Raw genomic sequence first — 17,715 nt, 5'->3', positions numbered from 1 at the left:
GGATTGGGGATTGGGGATTGGGGGAATCGGGAATCGGGAATCGGGAATCGGGAATCGAGGTGGATGATGCGGGCTAGCGCTTGCGTGGGTGTTCGATTTCCGAATCTTGACTGATTGTTCCGGTGAGCAATGGCGCGAGCTGCCGGCGTGCGTGCCGCATTGAAGGCCAGCTCACGCCCCGCCAGGCGCTTGATCGATTCGATGGCCTTGCACTGATCGTGCACTGGCTCGATTAGCGATTGCGATCTGCAGGCCTTGCCGCATCGGTGCGCCGATGCATGCCATTCCCATTCTCAGGATCTGCACACCGGCTTGGCCAGAGTTGCCGCATGCGCAACGGCAACGAACAATCTGGTGATCTGGTGGTGCTCGGGCCCGAAGGCCTGTATTGCCCGCAGGGTGATTTCCATATCGATCCCTGGCGGCCGGTGCCACGTGCGGTGATCACCCACGGACACGGCGACCACGCACGCAGCGGCATGGGCGAGTACCACTGCACGCACGAGAGCCTGCCGATCCTGCAATGGCGCCTCGGCGAGCAGGTCTATCACACGCATGCCGACGGCGAAGCGTTCGACCTGGGACGCGCGCGGGTGTCGTTGCATCCGGCCGGGCATGTGCTCGGCTCGGCGCAGGTGCGCATCGAGGTAGATGGCGAAGTCTGGGTTGCCTCGGGCGACTACAAGCGCCAGCACGATCCCACCTGCAAACCGTTCGAAGTGGTGCCCTGCGACACCTTCATCACCGAGGCAACCTTCGGGCTGCCGGTGTATCGCTGGCCGGACACTTCCGATGTCGCGGCCGACATCGTCGCCTGGCGCCACGAATGCGCCGAACGTGGCGAGGCCGCCATTCTGTATTGCTATGCCTTGGGCAAGGCGCAACGCGTGCTGGCCGAATTGCGCGCCTGGGATACGCAACCGGCGTTGCTGCACGGCGCCATCGCCGTGGGCGTGGAGGTGTATCGCCAGGCCGGCATCCCGATGCTGGACACCCAACCGGTCAGCGAGCACGCGCGTGGCGCCGACTATGCCGGGCAACTGGTATTGGCGCCGCCATCGGCGGCCGGCAGTGCCTGGATCCGTCGCTTCCGGCATGCGCAACAAGGTTTTGCGTCGGGCTGGATGCGTATTCGCGGCAACCGCCGTCGGCGCAATTACGACCGCGGCTTCGTGGTGTCCGATCATGCCGACTGGCCGGACCTGCTGCGCACCATCGAAGACACCGGCGCACGGCGGGTGATCGCCACCCACGGCAACACCGATGCCTTGATCCAGCACCTGCTGGAACGCGGCGTCGCTGCCGAAGCCTTCCGTACCGATTTCGGAGCCGAGGAATGAACCCCTTGCCTGCACGCCGCTATGCGCGCGCGCGCCCACGCCTGCGACTGACCGGCGCCCTCGCGTTCCGCCGGCACGCATTGGCATTTCGCCTACATCGCGCCGTGCCGGCCGCGGTGATCGGGCCACCGCGGCCCTACCGGCGTCCACGCTGCCTGAGCGCATTTACGCGCCGCGCACTGGAACTGCGTGCTGCCGACCACCGCGCATACCTGCAGGGCCCGGCGTGAAGCGATTTGCCGCGTTGTACCGCACCTTGGATCGCAGTACCGGCACGCTCGACAAGCGTGCGGCCTTGGTCGCCTACTTCAGCAGCGCACCGCCGCTGGATGCGGCGTGGGCGCTGTACCTGCTGGCCGGCGGCAAGGTGGCCGGCACGCGCATGCGCATTGCCAGTAGTGGCGAATTGCGCGAATGGATCACCGAAGCTGCCGGCATCGCCGACTGGCTGGTGGCCGACAGCTACGACCATGTCGGCGACCTGGCCGAGACCTTGGCCTTGTTGCTGGACGACCCGATCACCGAAGCGGCCGATCTGCCGTTGGCCGACTGGATCGAGCAGCGGTTGCTGCCAATCGCCAATCAAGATGTCGAGGTGCGCAAGGCCTGCATCGTGCAGGCGTGGCGCAGCCTGGCCTTCGACGAGCGCCTGGTGTTCAACAAGCTGCTGACCGGCGCCTTGCGCGTGGGCGTGTCGCAGCGCCTGGTGCAGCAGGCGCTGGCGGAGATGTCCGGAATCGAGATCGCACGCATCGCGCAGCGCATGCTCGGCAGCTGGCGGCCGCATCCGACCTACCTGGCCAATCTGCTGACTGCCGAAGAACTGCCCGGCGATCGTCAACAGCCCTACCCGTTCTTTCTCGCATCGCCGCTCGAAGCCGAGGTCGAAACGCTGGGCGCGGTCGATGACTGGTTGCTGGAATGGAAGTGGGACGGCATCCGCCTGCAGCTGATTCGACGCGCGGGCGAAGCGGCGCTGTGGTCGCGTGGCGAAGAACGCCTGGATGGCCGCTTCCCGGAAATCGAACAGGCCGCGTTGCAGTTGCCCGATGGCACCGTCATCGACGGCGAGCTGCTGGCCTGGCAACCGGAGCAGCCCTTGCCGATGCCGTTCACCGCATTGCAGACGCGCATCCAGCGCCTCAAGCCCGGGCCAAAGACCTTGGCGGCGGCGCCGGCGCGGGTGGTGGCCTACGATCTGCTTGAGCTCGGCGGCGAGGACTTGCGCGAACGTCCCTTGCAGGAGCGCCGCGCGTTGCTGGAAGGGGTGCTGGGCACGCTCGCCGACCCGCGCATTGTCGCCTCGCCGTTGGTGCAGGTCGGCGACTGGCAGGCGGCGGCGCAGGTGCGCCTGGATGCCCGCGAGCGCGGTGTGGAAGGGCTGATGCTCAAGCGCGCCAGCTCGGTCTACCAGTCAGGCCGCCGCCGCGGCGACTGGTGGAAATGGAAGATCGACCCGCTCACCATCGACGCGGTGCTGCTGTATGCGCAGGCCGGCCACGGCCGCCGCAGCACGCTGTATACCGACTACACCTTCGGGCTATGGCACGAGGGCCAGCTGGTGCCGATCGCCAAGGCCTACTCGGGTCTGGACGACAAGGAGATCCTGCAGCTGGATCGCTGGATCCGCGCCAACACCACCGAGCGCTTCGGCCCGGTGCGTGCGGTCACCGCGCATCATGTCTTCGAGCTGGGATTCGAAGCGGTCAACCGCAGCGCGCGGCACAAGTCCGGCATTGCGGTGCGTTTCCCACGCATCCTGCGCTGGCGGCAGGACAAGCCGATGAGCGAAGCCGATCACCTGAGCAGCCTGCAGGCGCTGGCACGGTGAGTGCCGCGCAGCAGACGCGCGGTACGCCCTTGCAGCAATGGCGCGCCTGGTTCGCGCAGCGCGGCTGGGCGCCGTTGCCGTTTCAACGCGATGTGTGGAAGCGCTATCTCGCCGGCGAGTCCGGCTTGCTGCATACGCCCACCGGCAGCGGCAAGACGCTGGCCGCCTTCGGTGGGCCGCTGCTGGAAGCCTTGTCCACGCGTGGACGCAAGCCGGCGAGCAAGCCCGCGCCGGCCGCGCGGCGCCAACAGCAACGCACGCTGCAGGTGCTGTGGATCACGCCCCTGCGCGCACTCGCCGCCGATACCGCACGCGCCCTGCGCGAGCCGGTGGAGGCCTTGGGGCTGGATTGGCAGGTGGGCCTGCGGACCGGCGACGCCAGCGCGCGCGACAAGCGGCTGGCGCGCAGCGGCAAGCTCGATGTGCTGGTCACCACGCCCGAATCGCTGGCCTTGCTGTTGTCCTACCCCGACACCGCGCCGCAGTTGTCGGCGTTGCGCTGCGTGATCGTCGACGAGTGGCATGAGCTGCTCGGCAACAAGCGCGGCGTGTTGCTGCAGCTGTGCCTGGCGCGGCTGCGCGGCTGGGCGCCGGCGCTGCGCATCTGGGGCCTGTCGGCGACGCTGGGCAACCTGGCGCAGGCACGCGACGTGCTGCTGCCGCATCTTCCCGATGCTGCGCTGGTCTCGGGTGTCAAACCCCGCGCGATGACCCTGGAGACACTGCTGCCCGACAGCGGCGAACGCTTTCCGTGGGCCGGACATCTGGGCCTGGCGCAGCTGGCGCGCGTGCTGCAGAAGATCATGCAGCAGCGCACCAGCCTGGTGTTCACCAATACGCGCGCGCAGGCCGAGTTGTGGCATCAGGCCTTGAGTGCGGTGTGGCCGGACGACCTGGCCACGCTCGCGCTGCATCACGGCTCGCTGGACCCGTCCTTGCGTGCGGCCGCCGAACACGGCTTGCGCGATGGCAGCCTGCGCTGCGTGGTCGCCACCTCCAGCCTGGACCTGGGCGTGGATTTCCCCGCCGTCGATCAGGTGCTGCAGGTCGGCAGCCCGAAAGGCATTGCGCGCCTGCTGCAGCGCGCCGGCCGCGCGCGCCACCGTCCGGGCGAGTCCGGGCATGTGGTGTGCGTGCCCTCGCATGCGCTGGAGCTGGTGGAGTATGCCGCCGCGCGGCGCGCCATTGAGCAGGGCCAGATCGAAGCGCGGCCGCCGCCGCGGCTGTCGCTGGATGTGTTGGCGCAGCACTGCGTGACCCTGGCACTGGGTGGCGGCTTTCAGGCCGATGCAGTGTTCGAGCAGGTGCGCGGCACCGATGCGTTTGCAGCACTGGATCATGCCACCTGGCAGGCGGTGCTGGACTTCATCGTGCAAGGCGGCAGCGCGCTGGCGCATTACCCGGATTTCCACAAGGTCGTGCGCGACGAACAGGGCGTGTATCGCGTCATCGATCGACGCGTGGCGCTGCGGCATCGCCTGTCCATCGGCACGATCACCAGCGACGGCAGCGTGCGCGTGCAGTTCCTGCGCGGCGGGCGCCTGGGCGCGGTGGAGGAACAGTTCGTCGGCCGTCTACGCCGTGGCGACCGGTTTCAATTTGCCGGCCGTTTGCTGGAGCTGGTGCGGCTGGAAGACATGACCGCCTATGTGCGCGTGGCCAAGGGCGGCAGCGGCGTGGTGCCCAAGTGGATGGGCGGACGCATGCCGTTGTCGTCGGCCCTGGGCCGCGAGGTCGAAGCGGTGTTCGCCGATCCCGGCGACGCGCCGGAGATGCAGGCGCTGGCACCGTTGCTGCGCCTGCAATCGTCACTGTCCTCGTTGCCCGGCCCTGACCATCTGCTGGTGGAAAGCATCAAGGCGCGCGATGGCCGGCACGTGTTCGTGTATCCGTTCGCCGGCCGCCAGGTCAACGAAGGGCTGGCCGCGTTGCTGGCGGCGCGCTGGGGCCGGCGCCAGCGCAATACCTTCAGTTTTGCTGCCAACGATTACGGCTTTGTGCTGTCGCCGGCGCAGGACGTGGACCTCGATGCGGGCGTCTTGCAGGCCTTGCTGTCGCCGGAGGGCCTGTTTGCCGATCTGCGCGACAGCCTCAACCTGGGCGAGCTGGCACGCCGCCAGTTCCGCGAGATTGCGCGCGTGGCCGGTTTGCTGTCGCCATCGTTGCCCGGCCGTGCACCACGCAGCCTGCGTCAGCTGCAGGCCTCCAGCGGATTGCTGTACGACGTGTTGCAGCGTTTCGATCCGGATCATCTGCTGCTCGCGCAGGCCGAGCGCGAAGTGTTCGAAGGCCAGCTCGAACTGGCGCGGCTTGCGCACGCACTGGAAGATTGCGCGCGGCGCGACCTGCGCCTGTGCAAACCGCGCAGCCTCACCCCGTTGTCGTTTCCGCTATGGGCCGAACGTGTGCGCGGCCAACTCAGTACCGAAGACTGGAAGGCCCGCGTGTTGCGTGCTGCCGAACAACTGGAGCGCAAACATGGGCGATAGCGTGCAGCTGCAGCTGGCCGGCGAAACGGTGGAACTGCTCGGCGAACGCGCACTGTATCGTCCGGCACAACGCGCCTTGTTGATCGCCGACCTGCATCTGGGCAAGGCCGATGTGTTCCGTCGCGCCGGCATCGGGATGCCGGCCGGCGGCACCGCGCACGATCTGGAGCGGCTGGATGCGCTGCTGGAGCAGCGCACGGTGGACGCGTTGTGGATACTCGGCGACCTGCTGCATGGCCCCGCACCGCGCGCAGCCTGGCACCGCCGCTGGAGCGCATGGCGCGAGCGGCATTGCGCATTGCGCGTGATCGCCATCCGCGGCAATCACGACCGCGCCTTGGCGGGCGCCGATCTGCATATCGAGCCGGCCGGCGAACAGGTGGAAGATGGCCCCTTCGTGCTGCGCCACGATCCGCTGCCGCATCCGACCGGGCACGTGCTGTGCGGGCATCTGCATCCGCTGGCCGCACTGCCCGGCATGGCGCGTCGCTGGCCGGCGTTCTGGTTGCGCGAGCGCGTCACCATCCTGCCGGCGTTCTCGCATTTCACCGCCGGCATCGTGCCGACGCTGGTCGAAGGCGAACGCCTGGTTGCCTGCGTGGAAGACGATGCGCTGGCATTGCCGGTGCGCTAGCGGGCGCGGCCGCGCGTGGGCCGCGACGGCCTCTATGCGGCCGCTCCGGTCTTGTCGACGGCCACACGCGGCACCGGTTGCGACAAGGCCTCCACGAACTCCGGCGCCAATGCCAGTTTGCCGAACCAGCCGTGCTGGGTGCCGCTGAGCACGCGCAACATGTGTCCGCGCCCGCCGGGCACGCGCCCCATCGGGTGCAGCAGCAGGTCGCGCCCGTGCGCCCACAGATCGCGTTCGGACTGGAACAACGGCGTCAGCCAACGGCTCCAGCGGTGGTAGATCGCCACATGCGCCTGGCGCTCGCGCTGGTAGCGCTGCAAGGCCGCATCCAGATCGGCACCGGCCCGCAAGGCATCGCGCAGCGCCAATGCGTCCAGCAGCGCCATGTTGACGCCCTGCCCCAGCTGCGGACTCATCGCATGCGCAGCATCGCCGGCCAGCACGAAACGGCCGCGATGCCAGCGTTTGACCACCGCGTCGCGGTAACTGGCACGCGCCAGTGCGCCATGCACCTGCACACTGTCCAGACGCGCATGCGCCTGCGGCCACATCTGCGCGATCTCCTCGCGCCATGCGGCAATGCCGCGCTGTTCCCATGCGGAAAAATCGCTGCACGGCAGGCTCCAGAAAAAACTCAGCCGCGGGGTGTCGTCGCCCGGGCGCGTGCCCACCGGCAGCAGGCCGATCATCTTGCGCGCGCCGATATAGCGCTGGCGTAACTCGTCGACAAACGGCCAGTCCTCGCGCGGCAGCAGACACCACAACGCCCCCCACGGATACACCCGATCCAGCCGCGTGCCCTGCGCCTGCGCGCGCAAGGTCGATGCGGAACCATCGGCGGCGATGATCAGATCATACGGGCCATGCCAGTGCCCACGCTGGTCCTGCACGCGCACGCCGTCGTGATCGATGGCGGTGATCTGCGTATCCACATGCAGTTGCGCGTGCTCCGGCCAGGCCTCGCGCAACAGCGTGAACAAGGCGCCGCGCTGCATCCCCAGGCCCATCAGCCGCGCATCCAGGTCGCGATACTGCATGTCCATCACCGCGCGTCCGCACGGCGTTTCGCCATACAGCCGGCGCACCGGCGCGCCATGCGCAAGCGCCTGCGGCAGCAATCCCATCTTCCACAGCACCTGCAAGCCGCTGGGCTGCAGCAGGAACCCTGCGCCCACCGGCCCGGGCGCGGCAGCGCGTTCGAACACGTCCAGTCGATGCCCGTCGGCGCCCAGCAGCGCGGCCAGTGCCTGCCCCGCCGTGCCATAGCCCACTACCGCAATCCGCAATGTTCGCTGCATGTCCTTCGCTCTTTGAAGCTCACCGACCCCGCAGGGACCGGTGCAAAAAAAACCCCGCCGTGGCGGGGTTCTTCAACCGCACAATCGAGTCACATCACTCGACCGGCGTGATGTTCGAAGCCTGGGCACCCTTGGGGCCCTGGGTCACGTCATAACTGACGCGCTGGCCTTCCTGCAGGCTGCGGAAGCCCTTGGAGTTGATCGCGGAGAAGTGCGCGAAGACATCGGCGCTGCCGTCCTCCGGTGAGATGAAGCCAAATCCCTTGGCGTCGTTGAACCACTTGACGGTACCGTTCGGCATGGTGATGCGAGACCTTTGCAATAATTAATGGGTGGTGTACGGCAATGCGTACGCGCCGAGTATGCAAAGCTTATGCCCCGATGACAATCACCCGCGTGCAAGTTCGCCAATCAGCTCCGGCAATCCGGACGAGGCGGCATCGACGTTGGCCAACACCTCTGCCATGGTGATTTCCTGCGCGTCGCCGCAGCCGGCCGCCCAGTTCGCCACGATCGCCAAACACGCATATTCCAGGCCTTTTTCGCGTGCAAGACCCGCTTCGGGCATGCCGGTCATGCCGACCAGATCGCAGCCGTCGCGACGCATGCGGGCGATCTCTGCAATCGTTTCCAGCCGCGGTCCCTGGGTGGCTCCGTAGCATCCGCCGGCAACCATCGTGACGCCGGTCACCTTGGCCGCGGCGATGACCTTGCTGCGGAACATCGGCGAGTACGGATGACCGAAATCCACGTGCTGCACCTCGCTGCCCGGCTCTTCGCAGAAGGTCGACACGCGGCCCCAGGTGTAATCGATCAGCTGATCCGGGCAGGCCAGCACGCGCGGACCGAACTGCTCGGTGATGCCGCCGACGGTGTTGAGCGCCAGCACGCGCGCAGCGCCAATTTGCTGCAGCGCAGCGATGTTTGCGCGGTAATTGACCTTGTGCGGCGGCAGCGAATGGCCTTCGCCATGGCGCGCCAGGAACGCCACGCGGTGGCCCAGCAACATGCCGACGTGGATCGGGCCGGAGGGCGCGCCATACGGCGTTTCGATAGCGTGCGTCTGCACCTCGTCCAGCTGGGCGAGCTTGTAGACGCCAGTGCCGCCGATGACGGCCAATGCGATGGAATTGGGGGACACAAGCAACCTCTGCTACAAAAAGACATGACGGTGCGCGCACGCGTGCGCGCCGGGCTGCCCGCGGCAATGCGGGCACGCTGCGGCAGTTACTGCTTCATCGCGTAGATGGCGGGAATGCCGCGCAGCTGCTCGTTGACGTCCATGCCGAAACCGAACACGTAACGGTCGGCCACTTCCACGCCGACATAATCGGCGGCCACGCCGGGCACGCAGCGGTCGTGACGCTTGACGGTCAGCACCGCCACGCGCACGTCGGTGGCGCCCTGCTCCAGGCACCACTGGCGCACGCCCTGCAGCGTGTAGCCCTCGTCGAGGATGTCGTCGACCAGGATCACCCGGCGGCCGAACAGCGCAGTGGCCGGACGGTGCTTCCACACCAGCTCGCCGCCGGTGGTTTCGCCGCGATACCGGGTGGCGTGCAGGTAATCGAACTGCAGGTCCTGGCCGCGTGCGCCCAGCTCCAGCGCCAGCTGGCCGGAGAACGGCAGCGCGCCGTGCATGATGGTGAGGTACACCGGCACTTCGCCGGCATAATCGCGCGCAATCGCGTCGGCGATGCTGGCAACGGCCGCATCGATGGCGGGGCGGTCGACCAGCAGGTCGGCTTGGGCCAGGGCCTGGGAAATGGTGAGCGTGGACATCAGGCAGTTGTTCCGAAAGAGGCGGAAAGGGGAGTGGTGAATGCGGCGTCGGAGCCGGCGAGCAGGCCATCCCAGCCCAGCGCGCCGCGGCCGATCAGGCCGATCAATGCTGCGGTGTTGAGGCTGCGGCCGGCCACGGCCTGCAGCGATGCATCGACCAGTTCCGGGTGGCAGACCAGCACCACGTCGCAGCCGGCATCCAGATGCGCATGCACCCGGCCCGCCACGCCGCCGGCGCTGAACGAGGCGGCCATGCCGATGTCGTCGGAGAACACCACGCCACGGAAGCCCAGTTGCCCGCGCAGGATCTGCTCGATCCAGCGCTGCGAATAGCCGGCCAGTTCCGGGGCGATCTGCGGGTAGACCACGTGCGCCATCATCACCGCATCGGCGCCGGCCTCGATGCCGGCCACGAACGGCACCAGATCCTCGGCCAGCAGGACCTCCAGCGGCCGCGGGTCGCTGGCATGGTCGACGTGGGTGTCTTCCAGCACGGTGCCGTGGCCGGGGAAATGCTTGAGCGTGGCGGCCATGCCGGCGCCGTGCAGCGCCTGCACATAAGCGCGGGTGAAGCTGGCCACGACCTGCGGGTCGTCGCTGAAGGCACGGTCGCCGATGGCGCGGTTGCCACGGCCCAGATCCACCACCGGCGCGAAGCTCAGGTCCACGCCGCTGGCACGCACCTCGCTGGCCATCAGCTGCGCATGCGCGCGCGCAGCGGCGAGCGCGGCCTCGGGGTCCTGCGCGTACTGCACGCCGAAGTTCTGCAGCGGCGCCAGCGCGCTGTAGCCGTCGCGAAAGCGCTGTACGCGCCCGCCCTCCTGGTCCACGCAGATCAGCACCGGGCGCGGTGCGGCCGCGCGGATGGACGCAGACAGCTCGGCCACCTGCGTGCGCGAGGCGAAGTTGCGCGTGAACAGCACCACGCCGGCGACCGCGTCGTGCTGCAGCCAGTCGCGTTCCTGTGCGCTGAGTTCGGTACCGGCAACGCCGATCAGAAGCATGTTAGGGGACTCCCGGGCCAGGCGCCAGGTTGGCGCAGCGCGGCATTGTCGCAGATGCGCGTTGCAGCGTCAGATCGCGCATTCAGGCAGGCGCGCGTTTGCCGCCGTCTCGGCCCCGCCGCGGCCCGCCGGCCGTGCCTCAGAGCACCTCTAGATTCGCCCGCCAGTGCGCGGCCTGCGCCTGCACCTGGTCAAGCACCTCCGGTGCCATGGCATCGAGCTGCCGGTACGGCAGCGCCAGGCGCTCGTTGGCACCCAGCAGCGTGCGCTGCCGCGCCAGGAAATCCCAGTACAGCGCGTTGTACGGGCAGGCCTGCGCGCCGACCCGCGCCTTGCGCTGGTAGCGGCAGCCCCCGCAGTAATCGCTCATGCGGTCGATATAGGCCGCGCCGCTGATGTACGGCTTGCTGCCGAGCAGGCCGCCGTCGGCGAACTGGCTCATGCCGACCGTATTGGGCAATTCCACCCATTCGAACGCATCGACATAGACCCCCAGGTACCAGCGATGCAGCGCCTGCGGCTCCAGCCCTGCCAGCAGCGCGAAATTGCCGATCACCATCAGCCGCTGGATATGGTGCGCGTGCGCGTTGGCCAGCGAATTGCCGATCGCATCGGCCAGGCAGCGCATGCCGATCTGCCCGTCCCAGAACCAGTGCGGTAGCGGTGCATGCTGGTCGAGCTGGTTGGACTGCGCATAGGCGGGCATCTGCGACCAGTACACGCCGCGTACGTATTCGCGCCAGCCCAGGATCTGGCGGATGAAGCCCTCCACCGATGCCAGCGGCGCATGCCCGTCGTGCAACGTCGCCTCCGCGCGCGCGATCACCTCGCGCGGATGCAGCAGCTTGACGTTGAGCGCGAACGACAGCAGCGAGTGAAACAGCCGCGGGCTGCGCGTGCTCATCGCATCTTCGTAGCGACCGAAGTGCGGCAACGCATGCGTGACGAAGGCATCCAGGTGCTGCAAGGCTTCGTCGCGGTCCAGCGGCCACGGCAGCGCGTCGGCGTTCGGTGCGCCGAAGCTGCGGACGCCGGCTGCCTCGATAGCGCTCCACAGCGCGCGGTGATCGTGCGCTGCGCGCCACTCCTGCGGCGCGGGCGGATCGCCCGGCCATGGCGCACGGTTGTCGTGATCGAAATTCCAGCGCCCGCCTTCCGGCTCGCCCGCGGCATCGAGCAGGATCCGGTGGCGACGGCGCATCTTTCGGTAGAACACTTCCATGCGCCATGGGCTACCGGCGCGAAAACAGCCGGCGACCTCATTGCGTTCGGTCAGGAAATGCTCGCTATCGATCATGCGCGTGGCCAACGGCTGGCGCGCGCACCAGTGCTGCAATGCCTGATCCAGCCGCCATTCGTCCGGCGCCTGGTACTCCAGCCGGCTGGCGCGGTAATGCGCCATCAGCGCGTCCAGATTGGCGGGGATCGCATGCCGATTGCTGGGGTTGTCGATGGCCACATAACGCACCCGGTGACCGGCCTGCCGCAAGTGCGCGGCGAACGCGCGCATCGCCGCGAAGATCGCCAGGATCTTCTGCGCGTGGTGCAGCACGTAGTCGGTTTCCTCGCGCACTTCCATCAGCACGTAGACCACACCCGCATCGATCGCATTGAACCAGCTGTGTTGCCGATTGAGTTGATCGCCCAGGATCAGGCGCACTGTGTGCGCGGCAGCCTGCGGGGTGTGGCCAGCTGTGCCTGCCACCACATCAATCCTGACCGCTGCCCGCGGCGTCGCCGGCACACGCCCGCGCTGCCAACGCCACACCGCTTTGCCAGGCCCCTTCGACCTTGCCGCCGGCCAGCCAGTCGCCGCAGATGCCGATGCCCGGCCGCGCCTCCCAGGCACAGCCGATCTGCAGCGCAGGCTCGGTGCTGGCCACCGTCCAGCGGTATGCATCGCAGGACTGCGGTGGTGGCAGGCCGAGCGCGGCCAGCGCAGGCAACAGGCTGGCGATCACAGCCTCAGGCGTTGCGTCCAGATGCGCCTGACTCCAATCGGCAGTGGCATGCAGCAGCCAGGTTTCCACGCCCGCCCTCCCCGGCTTGCTGGAGTTGCGTGCCACCCAGCGCACCGGGCCAGCGTTGACGAACAAGGCGTCGTAGCCGGGATCGACCGCCAGGTCGAAACGCAGCACCACCGCCCAGGCCGGCTGCATCCGTGCAGTGGCGGCAAGCGTCGCCAGCGTGGGGGCGAGGTCGGCTAGCAAGGCAGCCGCACGCGGCGCCGGAACCGCCAGCAGCACGGTGTCGAAGGCGCGTGTCGTCGCGTCCTCCGCCAGCTCCAGCTGCCAGGCGTCGCCATTGCGCTGCAGTGACCGCACGCAGGTGCCCAACCGAACAGTGAGGTCGGCCGCAAGCGCACGCGCCGGTGCGGCCATGTCCGGCACCCCGACAAAGCGCGTCAACCCGCTGTGCGACGCACGCAGGGCGGTGCCATCCCAACTGGCGACGCGCGCAGGCCAGGCCGCCGCGGCGCCGCGCGCGATCCACGCATCCACCAGGGCGGCAAACGCCGGGGCGCGTGCGGTGAAATACTGCGCGCCGTGATCGCACTGCCAGCCATCGCCGCCACAGCTGCGCATGCGTCCGCCGGGCAGAGTGTCCTGCTCGAACAGCGTCACCGCCAAACCCGCCGCCTGCAGCCGTTGCGCGCAGGCAAGCCCAGCCAACCCGGCACCGATCACCGCAACCGTCTTCGAGCGGGTGGGCGTCATCTCTCAGCTGCCGGCAGTCGCATCGCGCCGCCGGCCGTTCATACCGCGCAGCCGTCCGGCCCGCAGGCATCGGGACCACCGATTGGCGTCGATTCGGCCGCCAGCTGCAACAACGCCTGCGCGAAGCTCTCCGGCGGCTGCGCGCCCTGGATCAGGCTGCGTCCGTCGATGACGAAACTGGGCACCGCACGGATTCCCAGCGCAGCGGCTTGCGCCAGTTGCGCCTGGACGGCAACGACGCCTTCGTCGGAGTCCAGCAGCGCGCGCACGCGCGCCTCGTCCAGGCCGCCGGCGGCGCCGGCGGCCACCAGCGTTTCGGTCGCGCCGACGTTTTGGCCTTCGGCAAAATACGCATGGAACAGCGCTTCGATCACGGCCTCGACATCGCCCTCGCGGCTGGCCAGCCAGATCAGCCGATGCGCGCGCAGGGTACTGACCTGCGCCTGCCCGCGCCCGAAGTCGAACGGCAGGCCTTCGGCGCGCGCGGTGGCCTGGGTCTGCGCCAGCATCTGGTCCACACGCGCAGTACCGCCGAACTTCTGCGCCAGCGCATCACGCAGCGGCGTCGACTCCAGGCCGGCCTCGGGATCGAGCTGGAACGCGTGGTAATGGATGTCCAACGCCGGCGCCTGCGCACCAAGCGCGGCCACCGCCTGCTCGAAACGGCGCTTGCCGATCCAGCACCAGGGACAGACCACATCAGACCAGATATCGATGCGCATGGGCGGGGATTGGAGATTCGTCATTGGGGATGCGCAAAGCATAAACCCAATACCAAGGCAGGGATTGGGGAGTCGCAACGCAATCAGCCCAAGTCCGACGCATCGCGTTAGCTGTTACGAATCCCGAATGCCCAATCCCGAATCCCGAATCACACATCCCCGCTCCAGTTCTTGAACGGATGCGAGGCCAGCGCCAGGTTGTAGTAACGCACGTCGTCGGTGACTTCCGCGCCGACCCACGCAGGCCTGGCGAAGGCCTGGTCGGCATGTTCCAGTTCGATCTCGGCCACCACCAGCCCGGCATTGTCGCCAAGGAATTCGTCCACTTCCCACACATGCCCCTGGTACTGGACCAGATGCCGGCGTTTGTCGATCAAACCGCCGACACACAGCGCCAGCAGCGCACGCGCCTCGACCACCGGAATCGGATACTCGAACTCCTGCCGCGTGTGCCCCACCTCGCGCGATTTCAGATTGAGAAACGCGCTCTCGCCCTGGATACGCACCCGCACCGACGCGTTCTGCGTACCACTGCGCAAGGCGGCCTGGTCGTTGATATAGCCCTGTGCCATCGGGATCACCGCATGCGCGGCAGCGCGCCAGCCATCGCCGGTCACCAGGAATTTGCGTTCGATTTCGATGGGCATGGGAATCGGGAATCGGGAATCGGGAATCGCAACAGCATACGGCGAACCGCACCTACGATTCCCGATTCACTATTCCCGATTCACCGCCGTTCAAACACCGCAATGCTCTCCACATGCGCGGTATGCGGAAACATGTCCATCGCGCCGGCGGCCTTAAGCGTGAAGCCCTGTTCGTTGACCAGGTAGCCGGCGTCGCGCGCCAGCGAGCCGGGGTGACAGCTTACATAGACGATGCGCTCGAACGTTTTCAGCGGCAACTGCTGCAGCACTTCCAGCGCGCCCGAGCGCGGCGGGTCCAGCAGCAGCTTGTCGAAGCCCTGCCGCATCCACGCAGCATTGCGCTGGTCCTGAGTCAGGTCGGCCGCATGGAACTGGGCATTGGCCAGCCCATTGCGCTGCGCATTCTCGCGCGCACGCGCCACCAGCCCGGCATCGCCCTCCACGCCGACCACTTCGCGCACGCCGCGCGCCAGCGGCAGGGTGAAATTGCCCAGCCCACAGAACAGGTCCAGCACGCGGTCGTCCGGCCCGGCGTCGAGCAGCGCCAGCGCATGCGCGATCATCTTCTGGTTGAGCGAGGCGTTGACCTGGATGAAATCCAGCGGCCGGAACGCCAGCTCCACATCCCACTGCGGCAAGCGGAACGACAGCGGCACCTGCTGCGGCCACAGCGGATGCACGCTATCCACGCCGCCCGGCTGCAGGAAGATCGCAAAGCCCTGCGCCTGCGCGAACGCCGTCAGCGCCTGCAGATCGCGCTCGCTGAGCGGCTGCATGTGGCGGATGGTCAACGCCACCGCCTCGTCGCCGGCAATGAATTCGATCTGCGGGATGTCGCGCTTGCCGTCCAGGCCTTCGACCAGCGCCGCCAGCTGCGGGATCTTCTCGCCGATCTGCGGGATCACCGTGTAACAGACCGACAGATCGGCCACGAAACGCGGATCCAGCTCGCGAAACCCCACCAGGGTCTTGTCCTTCTTCTCGACGCGACGGACCGAAAAGCGGCCCTTGCGCCGGTAGCCCCAGTTATCGCCGACCAGGGCCGGCAACACCGCCTGCGGCGTGACGTGGCCGATGCGCTCCAGGTTGTCCATCAACACGCGCTGCTTGGCCACGATCTGCTGCGACTCTTCCAGATGCTGCAGCACGCAGCCGGCGCAGACGCCGAAATGCGGGCAGCGCGGGGTCACCCGCTGCGGCGATGCCTCCAGCACCTCCACCGTCCTGGCCTCGTCGAAATGCCGGCTGCGCGCGGTGGGTTCGGCACGCACCAGCTCACCCGGCAAGGCGCCACTGATGAAGGTGACTTTGCCGCCCTCGCCGTCGCGGCGGGCCACACCGCGCCCGTCGTGGCTGAGGTCGGTGATCGCGGTCTGGAACGGCGTACGGTCGAAGCGGTTTCGGGTTCTGGCCACGTGGCGACGAGCTGCGGGCAAAAAGGGTGCGTATTGTCGCAGATGCGATCGATCGCGGCCGCCTCGCGCCGCAGAACAATTGTCGCGCCCCGCAAACACAGGCACACTTCCGCTGCACGCGGCTGCTAGGACGCGGCATCGCTGACAAGGAGGCAGCATGAACATGGCAACACGCCAGGAACCCCAACCACGACTCTTGCTGGTAGAGGACGACCCGATCAGCCGTGGCTTTCTGCAGGCGGTGCTGGACGGTCTTCCCGCCCATGTGGACTGCGCAGACTCCTTGTCGTCGGCACTGGACCGCGCGCGCGCACGTCGCCACGACCTGTGGCTGATCGACGTCAATCTTCCCGATGGCACCGGCAGCGGCCTGTTGCGGGCACTGCGCCTGCTGCACCCTGACGTGCCCGCACTGGCCCACACCGCGGACACCAATCTGGCGATGCAACGCAGCCTGCAGTCCGATGGGTTCCTGGAAATGCTGGTCAAGCCGCTGACCTCCGAGCGCCTGCTGCAGGCAGTCCGTCGCGGACTGGCGCGCGGCCGCTACAGCATGGCACCGGTGGGTGTGGTCGACATCGCTGCCAGCGATTGGGACGAAGCGGCCGCGCTCAGCGCGCTCAACGGCCAGCAACACCATCTCAACGCGCTGCGCGAGTTGTTCCTGGCCGAGTTGCCAGGCACCCGCGATGCGGTGGATTCGGCCCTGCAGGTCAGCGACGATCAGGCGCTGCGCAGCCATCTGCATCGGCTGCAGGCCAGCTGCGGATTTGTCGGCGCGGCGCGGCTTGCCGGCGCAGTGCGCCTGCTGCGCGGCGACCCGCATTCCAGCACGGCACAGACGCAGTTCCACGCGGCGGTGGCTGCGCTGCTGCACTGAAGGATGACGGCGCCGATGCTCTTGGACGCGGCGCAGCGTCGGCAGTCGGGACGCGCGACACCGAGCATCATGCGTGCGCGGCGGGTCCACCTGGACCCTGACGTGCGTCCGCGCACTGCTCGCCAGGCCTGGTCGAGCAGCCTTGCGCCCCTCAACGCCGCCGCGTCAGATCCTCGAGCATTTCCCAGGATTTCAGCCCGCGTCCGCTCAGATGATGCAGCAGCACGCCACGCATGCTGCGACGCAGGCCAGGCATGTCGTCGGCCGCGGGCATGACGTCCTGGCCCAAGGCCAGCAGCGCCGCGCCGGTCACGGTGTCGCGCCGATCCTGCGCCATCGCCTCGCTCAATACGCGCAAGGCGCCTTCCTGCGGATCGAGCCGGTAACGCGCCGCCGGGTCGATCGCCTGGCCGTCGCGGTCGTGCTGCAGATCGAACGCAAAGCCCAGGCCATCGAGCACATCGCGCTCGAACTGGCGCAGGCCCCAGGCCAGCGGCAGGCCAGAGGCCAGGTGCGCCCGCGCTTGCGCATAGCAATCGAACAATTCCGGCACCGGATCGTTGCGCGGCGCCAGGCGCAGCAGCAGCTCGCTGATATAGAAACCGGCCAACATGGATTCGCCCGCCAGGCGGGGGGCGGTATCCAGCGCCTCGGCCTGACGCAACTGCGCCAGTTCGCCGCGTTGCACCGCGGTGAACTGGATCAGCTGCAATGGCTGCAGCGCGGCCCGCAGGGCCTGCTTGCGCGGGCCTTGCACCCCGCGCGCCAACAGCCCGACCCGCCCATGCTGCTCGCTCAGCACTTCCACCAGCAGGCTGGTCTCGCGCCAGGCACGCACATGCAGGACGAACCCGCGTTCGTGTTCGATCAGCATGCGCTGCAGAGCCCTGAGCGACGTCCGGAGAACCGGGGCCCGGGAAATGCCAGGGCAGGCATTCGATCCACATGCCGCCGAA

General features: G+C 68.0%; 17 protein-coding genes. 6 read left to right on the top strand and 11 right to left on the bottom strand.

Annotated features, from left to right (window positions below; translation table 11 throughout):
• The first annotated feature begins 329 nt into the window (after nucleotides 1-329).
• From EO139_RS18570 to pdeM, 5 genes are read left to right on the top strand one after another with little or no spacing between them, the layout of a single operon-like run.
• The gene (locus EO139_RS18570) at nucleotides 330-1,340 is read left to right on the top strand and encodes a ligase-associated DNA damage response exonuclease (RefSeq protein ID WP_119128982.1); all 1,011 of its coding nucleotides are present in this window, start codon (nucleotides 330-332) and stop codon (nucleotides 1,338-1,340) included.
• Nucleotides 1,337-1,570 (top strand): hypothetical protein, encoded by a 234-nt coding sequence (locus tag EO139_RS18565; RefSeq protein WP_115676423.1) that lies wholly within the window; start codon nucleotides 1,337-1,339, stop codon nucleotides 1,568-1,570. The genes EO139_RS18570 and EO139_RS18565 overlap by 4 nt, the downstream gene beginning before the upstream one ends.
• Nucleotides 1,567-3,171: an ATP-dependent DNA ligase gene (locus EO139_RS18560; protein ID WP_119132391.1), complete on the top strand. Its 1,605-nt coding sequence runs from the start codon at nucleotides 1,567-1,569 to the stop codon at nucleotides 3,169-3,171. The genes EO139_RS18565 and EO139_RS18560 overlap by 4 nt, the downstream gene beginning before the upstream one ends.
• A complete protein-coding gene (locus tag EO139_RS18555; RefSeq protein WP_126943360.1) occupies nucleotides 3,168-5,660 on the top strand; it encodes a ligase-associated DNA damage response DEXH box helicase in 2,493 nt (830 codons plus the stop codon). Before EO139_RS18560 ends, EO139_RS18555 begins: the two co-directional genes overlap by 4 nt.
• Nucleotides 5,650-6,294, top strand: coding sequence for a ligase-associated DNA damage response endonuclease PdeM (gene pdeM / locus EO139_RS18550; RefSeq protein WP_119132393.1), 645 nt, complete (start codon nucleotides 5,650-5,652; stop codon nucleotides 6,292-6,294). Before EO139_RS18555 ends, pdeM begins: the two co-directional genes overlap by 11 nt.
• Nucleotides 6,295-6,326: 32 nt before the next feature.
• On the opposite strand, the gene EO139_RS18545 is transcribed toward pdeM, so the two are convergent.
• The 10 genes from EO139_RS18545 to rlmD form a co-directional block, all read right to left on the bottom strand.
• Entirely contained in the window at nucleotides 6,327-7,592 is a 1,266-nt protein-coding gene (locus EO139_RS18545; protein WP_126971883.1) for an NAD(P)/FAD-dependent oxidoreductase, read from the bottom strand.
• A gap of 94 nt (nucleotides 7,593-7,686) precedes the next feature.
• A complete protein-coding gene (locus EO139_RS18540; RefSeq protein WP_003488188.1) occupies nucleotides 7,687-7,893 on the bottom strand; it encodes a cold-shock protein in 207 nt (68 codons plus the stop codon).
• An 87-nt stretch (nucleotides 7,894-7,980) separates the two neighbouring features.
• Entirely contained in the window at nucleotides 7,981-8,733 is a 753-nt protein-coding gene (locus tag EO139_RS18535; RefSeq protein ID WP_104585835.1) for an S-methyl-5'-thioinosine phosphorylase, read from the bottom strand.
• 86 nt (nucleotides 8,734-8,819) lie between these two features.
• The gene (locus EO139_RS18530) at nucleotides 8,820-9,374 is read right to left on the bottom strand and encodes a hypoxanthine-guanine phosphoribosyltransferase (RefSeq protein ID WP_016903731.1); all 555 of its coding nucleotides are present in this window, start codon (nucleotides 9,372-9,374) and stop codon (nucleotides 8,820-8,822) included.
• Nucleotides 9,374-10,378 (bottom strand): beta-N-acetylhexosaminidase, encoded by a 1,005-nt coding sequence (gene nagZ, locus EO139_RS18525; protein WP_126971881.1) that lies wholly within the window; start codon nucleotides 10,376-10,378, stop codon nucleotides 9,374-9,376. The genes EO139_RS18530 and nagZ overlap by 1 nt, the downstream gene beginning before the upstream one ends.
• A gap of 139 nt (nucleotides 10,379-10,517) precedes the next feature.
• Nucleotides 10,518-12,083 (bottom strand): cryptochrome/photolyase family protein, encoded by a 1,566-nt coding sequence (locus EO139_RS18520; RefSeq protein ID WP_164739917.1) that lies wholly within the window; start codon nucleotides 12,081-12,083, stop codon nucleotides 10,518-10,520.
• A 4-nt stretch (nucleotides 12,084-12,087) separates the two neighbouring features.
• Nucleotides 12,088-13,095, bottom strand: coding sequence for an FAD-dependent oxidoreductase (locus EO139_RS18515; protein ID WP_126971879.1), 1,008 nt, complete (start codon nucleotides 13,093-13,095; stop codon nucleotides 12,088-12,090).
• Nucleotides 13,096-13,133: 38 nt separating this feature from the next.
• Nucleotides 13,134-13,817, bottom strand: coding sequence for a DsbA family oxidoreductase (locus tag EO139_RS18510; RefSeq protein WP_126971877.1), 684 nt, complete (start codon nucleotides 13,815-13,817; stop codon nucleotides 13,134-13,136).
• A 149-nt stretch (nucleotides 13,818-13,966) separates the two neighbouring features.
• A complete protein-coding gene (locus EO139_RS18505; RefSeq protein ID WP_126971875.1) occupies nucleotides 13,967-14,464 on the bottom strand; it encodes a CYTH domain-containing protein in 498 nt (165 codons plus the stop codon).
• A gap of 80 nt (nucleotides 14,465-14,544) precedes the next feature.
• On the bottom strand, nucleotides 14,545-15,879 hold the full coding sequence (gene rlmD, locus EO139_RS18500) for a 23S rRNA (uracil(1939)-C(5))-methyltransferase RlmD (protein ID WP_126971873.1): 1,335 nt from the start codon (nucleotides 15,877-15,879) through the stop codon (nucleotides 14,545-14,547).
• Nucleotides 15,880-16,036: 157 nt separating this feature from the next.
• On the opposite strand from rlmD, the gene EO139_RS18495 reads away from it, so the two are divergent.
• Nucleotides 16,037-16,759 carry a response regulator gene (locus EO139_RS18495; protein ID WP_104585847.1) on the top strand — a complete coding sequence of 241 codons (723 nt, stop codon included), beginning with the start codon at nucleotides 16,037-16,039 and terminating at the stop codon, nucleotides 16,757-16,759.
• A gap of 151 nt (nucleotides 16,760-16,910) precedes the next feature.
• Here EO139_RS18495 and recO read toward each other — a convergent pair whose 3' ends face one another.
• Nucleotides 16,911-17,633, bottom strand: a complete 723-nt coding sequence (gene recO / locus EO139_RS18490; protein ID WP_119128972.1) for a DNA repair protein RecO — start codon at nucleotides 17,631-17,633, stop codon at nucleotides 16,911-16,913.
• Nucleotides 17,634-17,715 lie beyond the last annotated feature (82 nt).

This window comes from Xanthomonas sp. BRIP62411 (genome assembly GCF_003993525.1).
GTDB classification, from domain to species: domain Bacteria; phylum Pseudomonadota; class Gammaproteobacteria; order Xanthomonadales; family Xanthomonadaceae; genus Xanthomonas; species Xanthomonas euroxanthea.
This window is presented reverse-complemented; position numbering and strand designations above follow the sequence as displayed.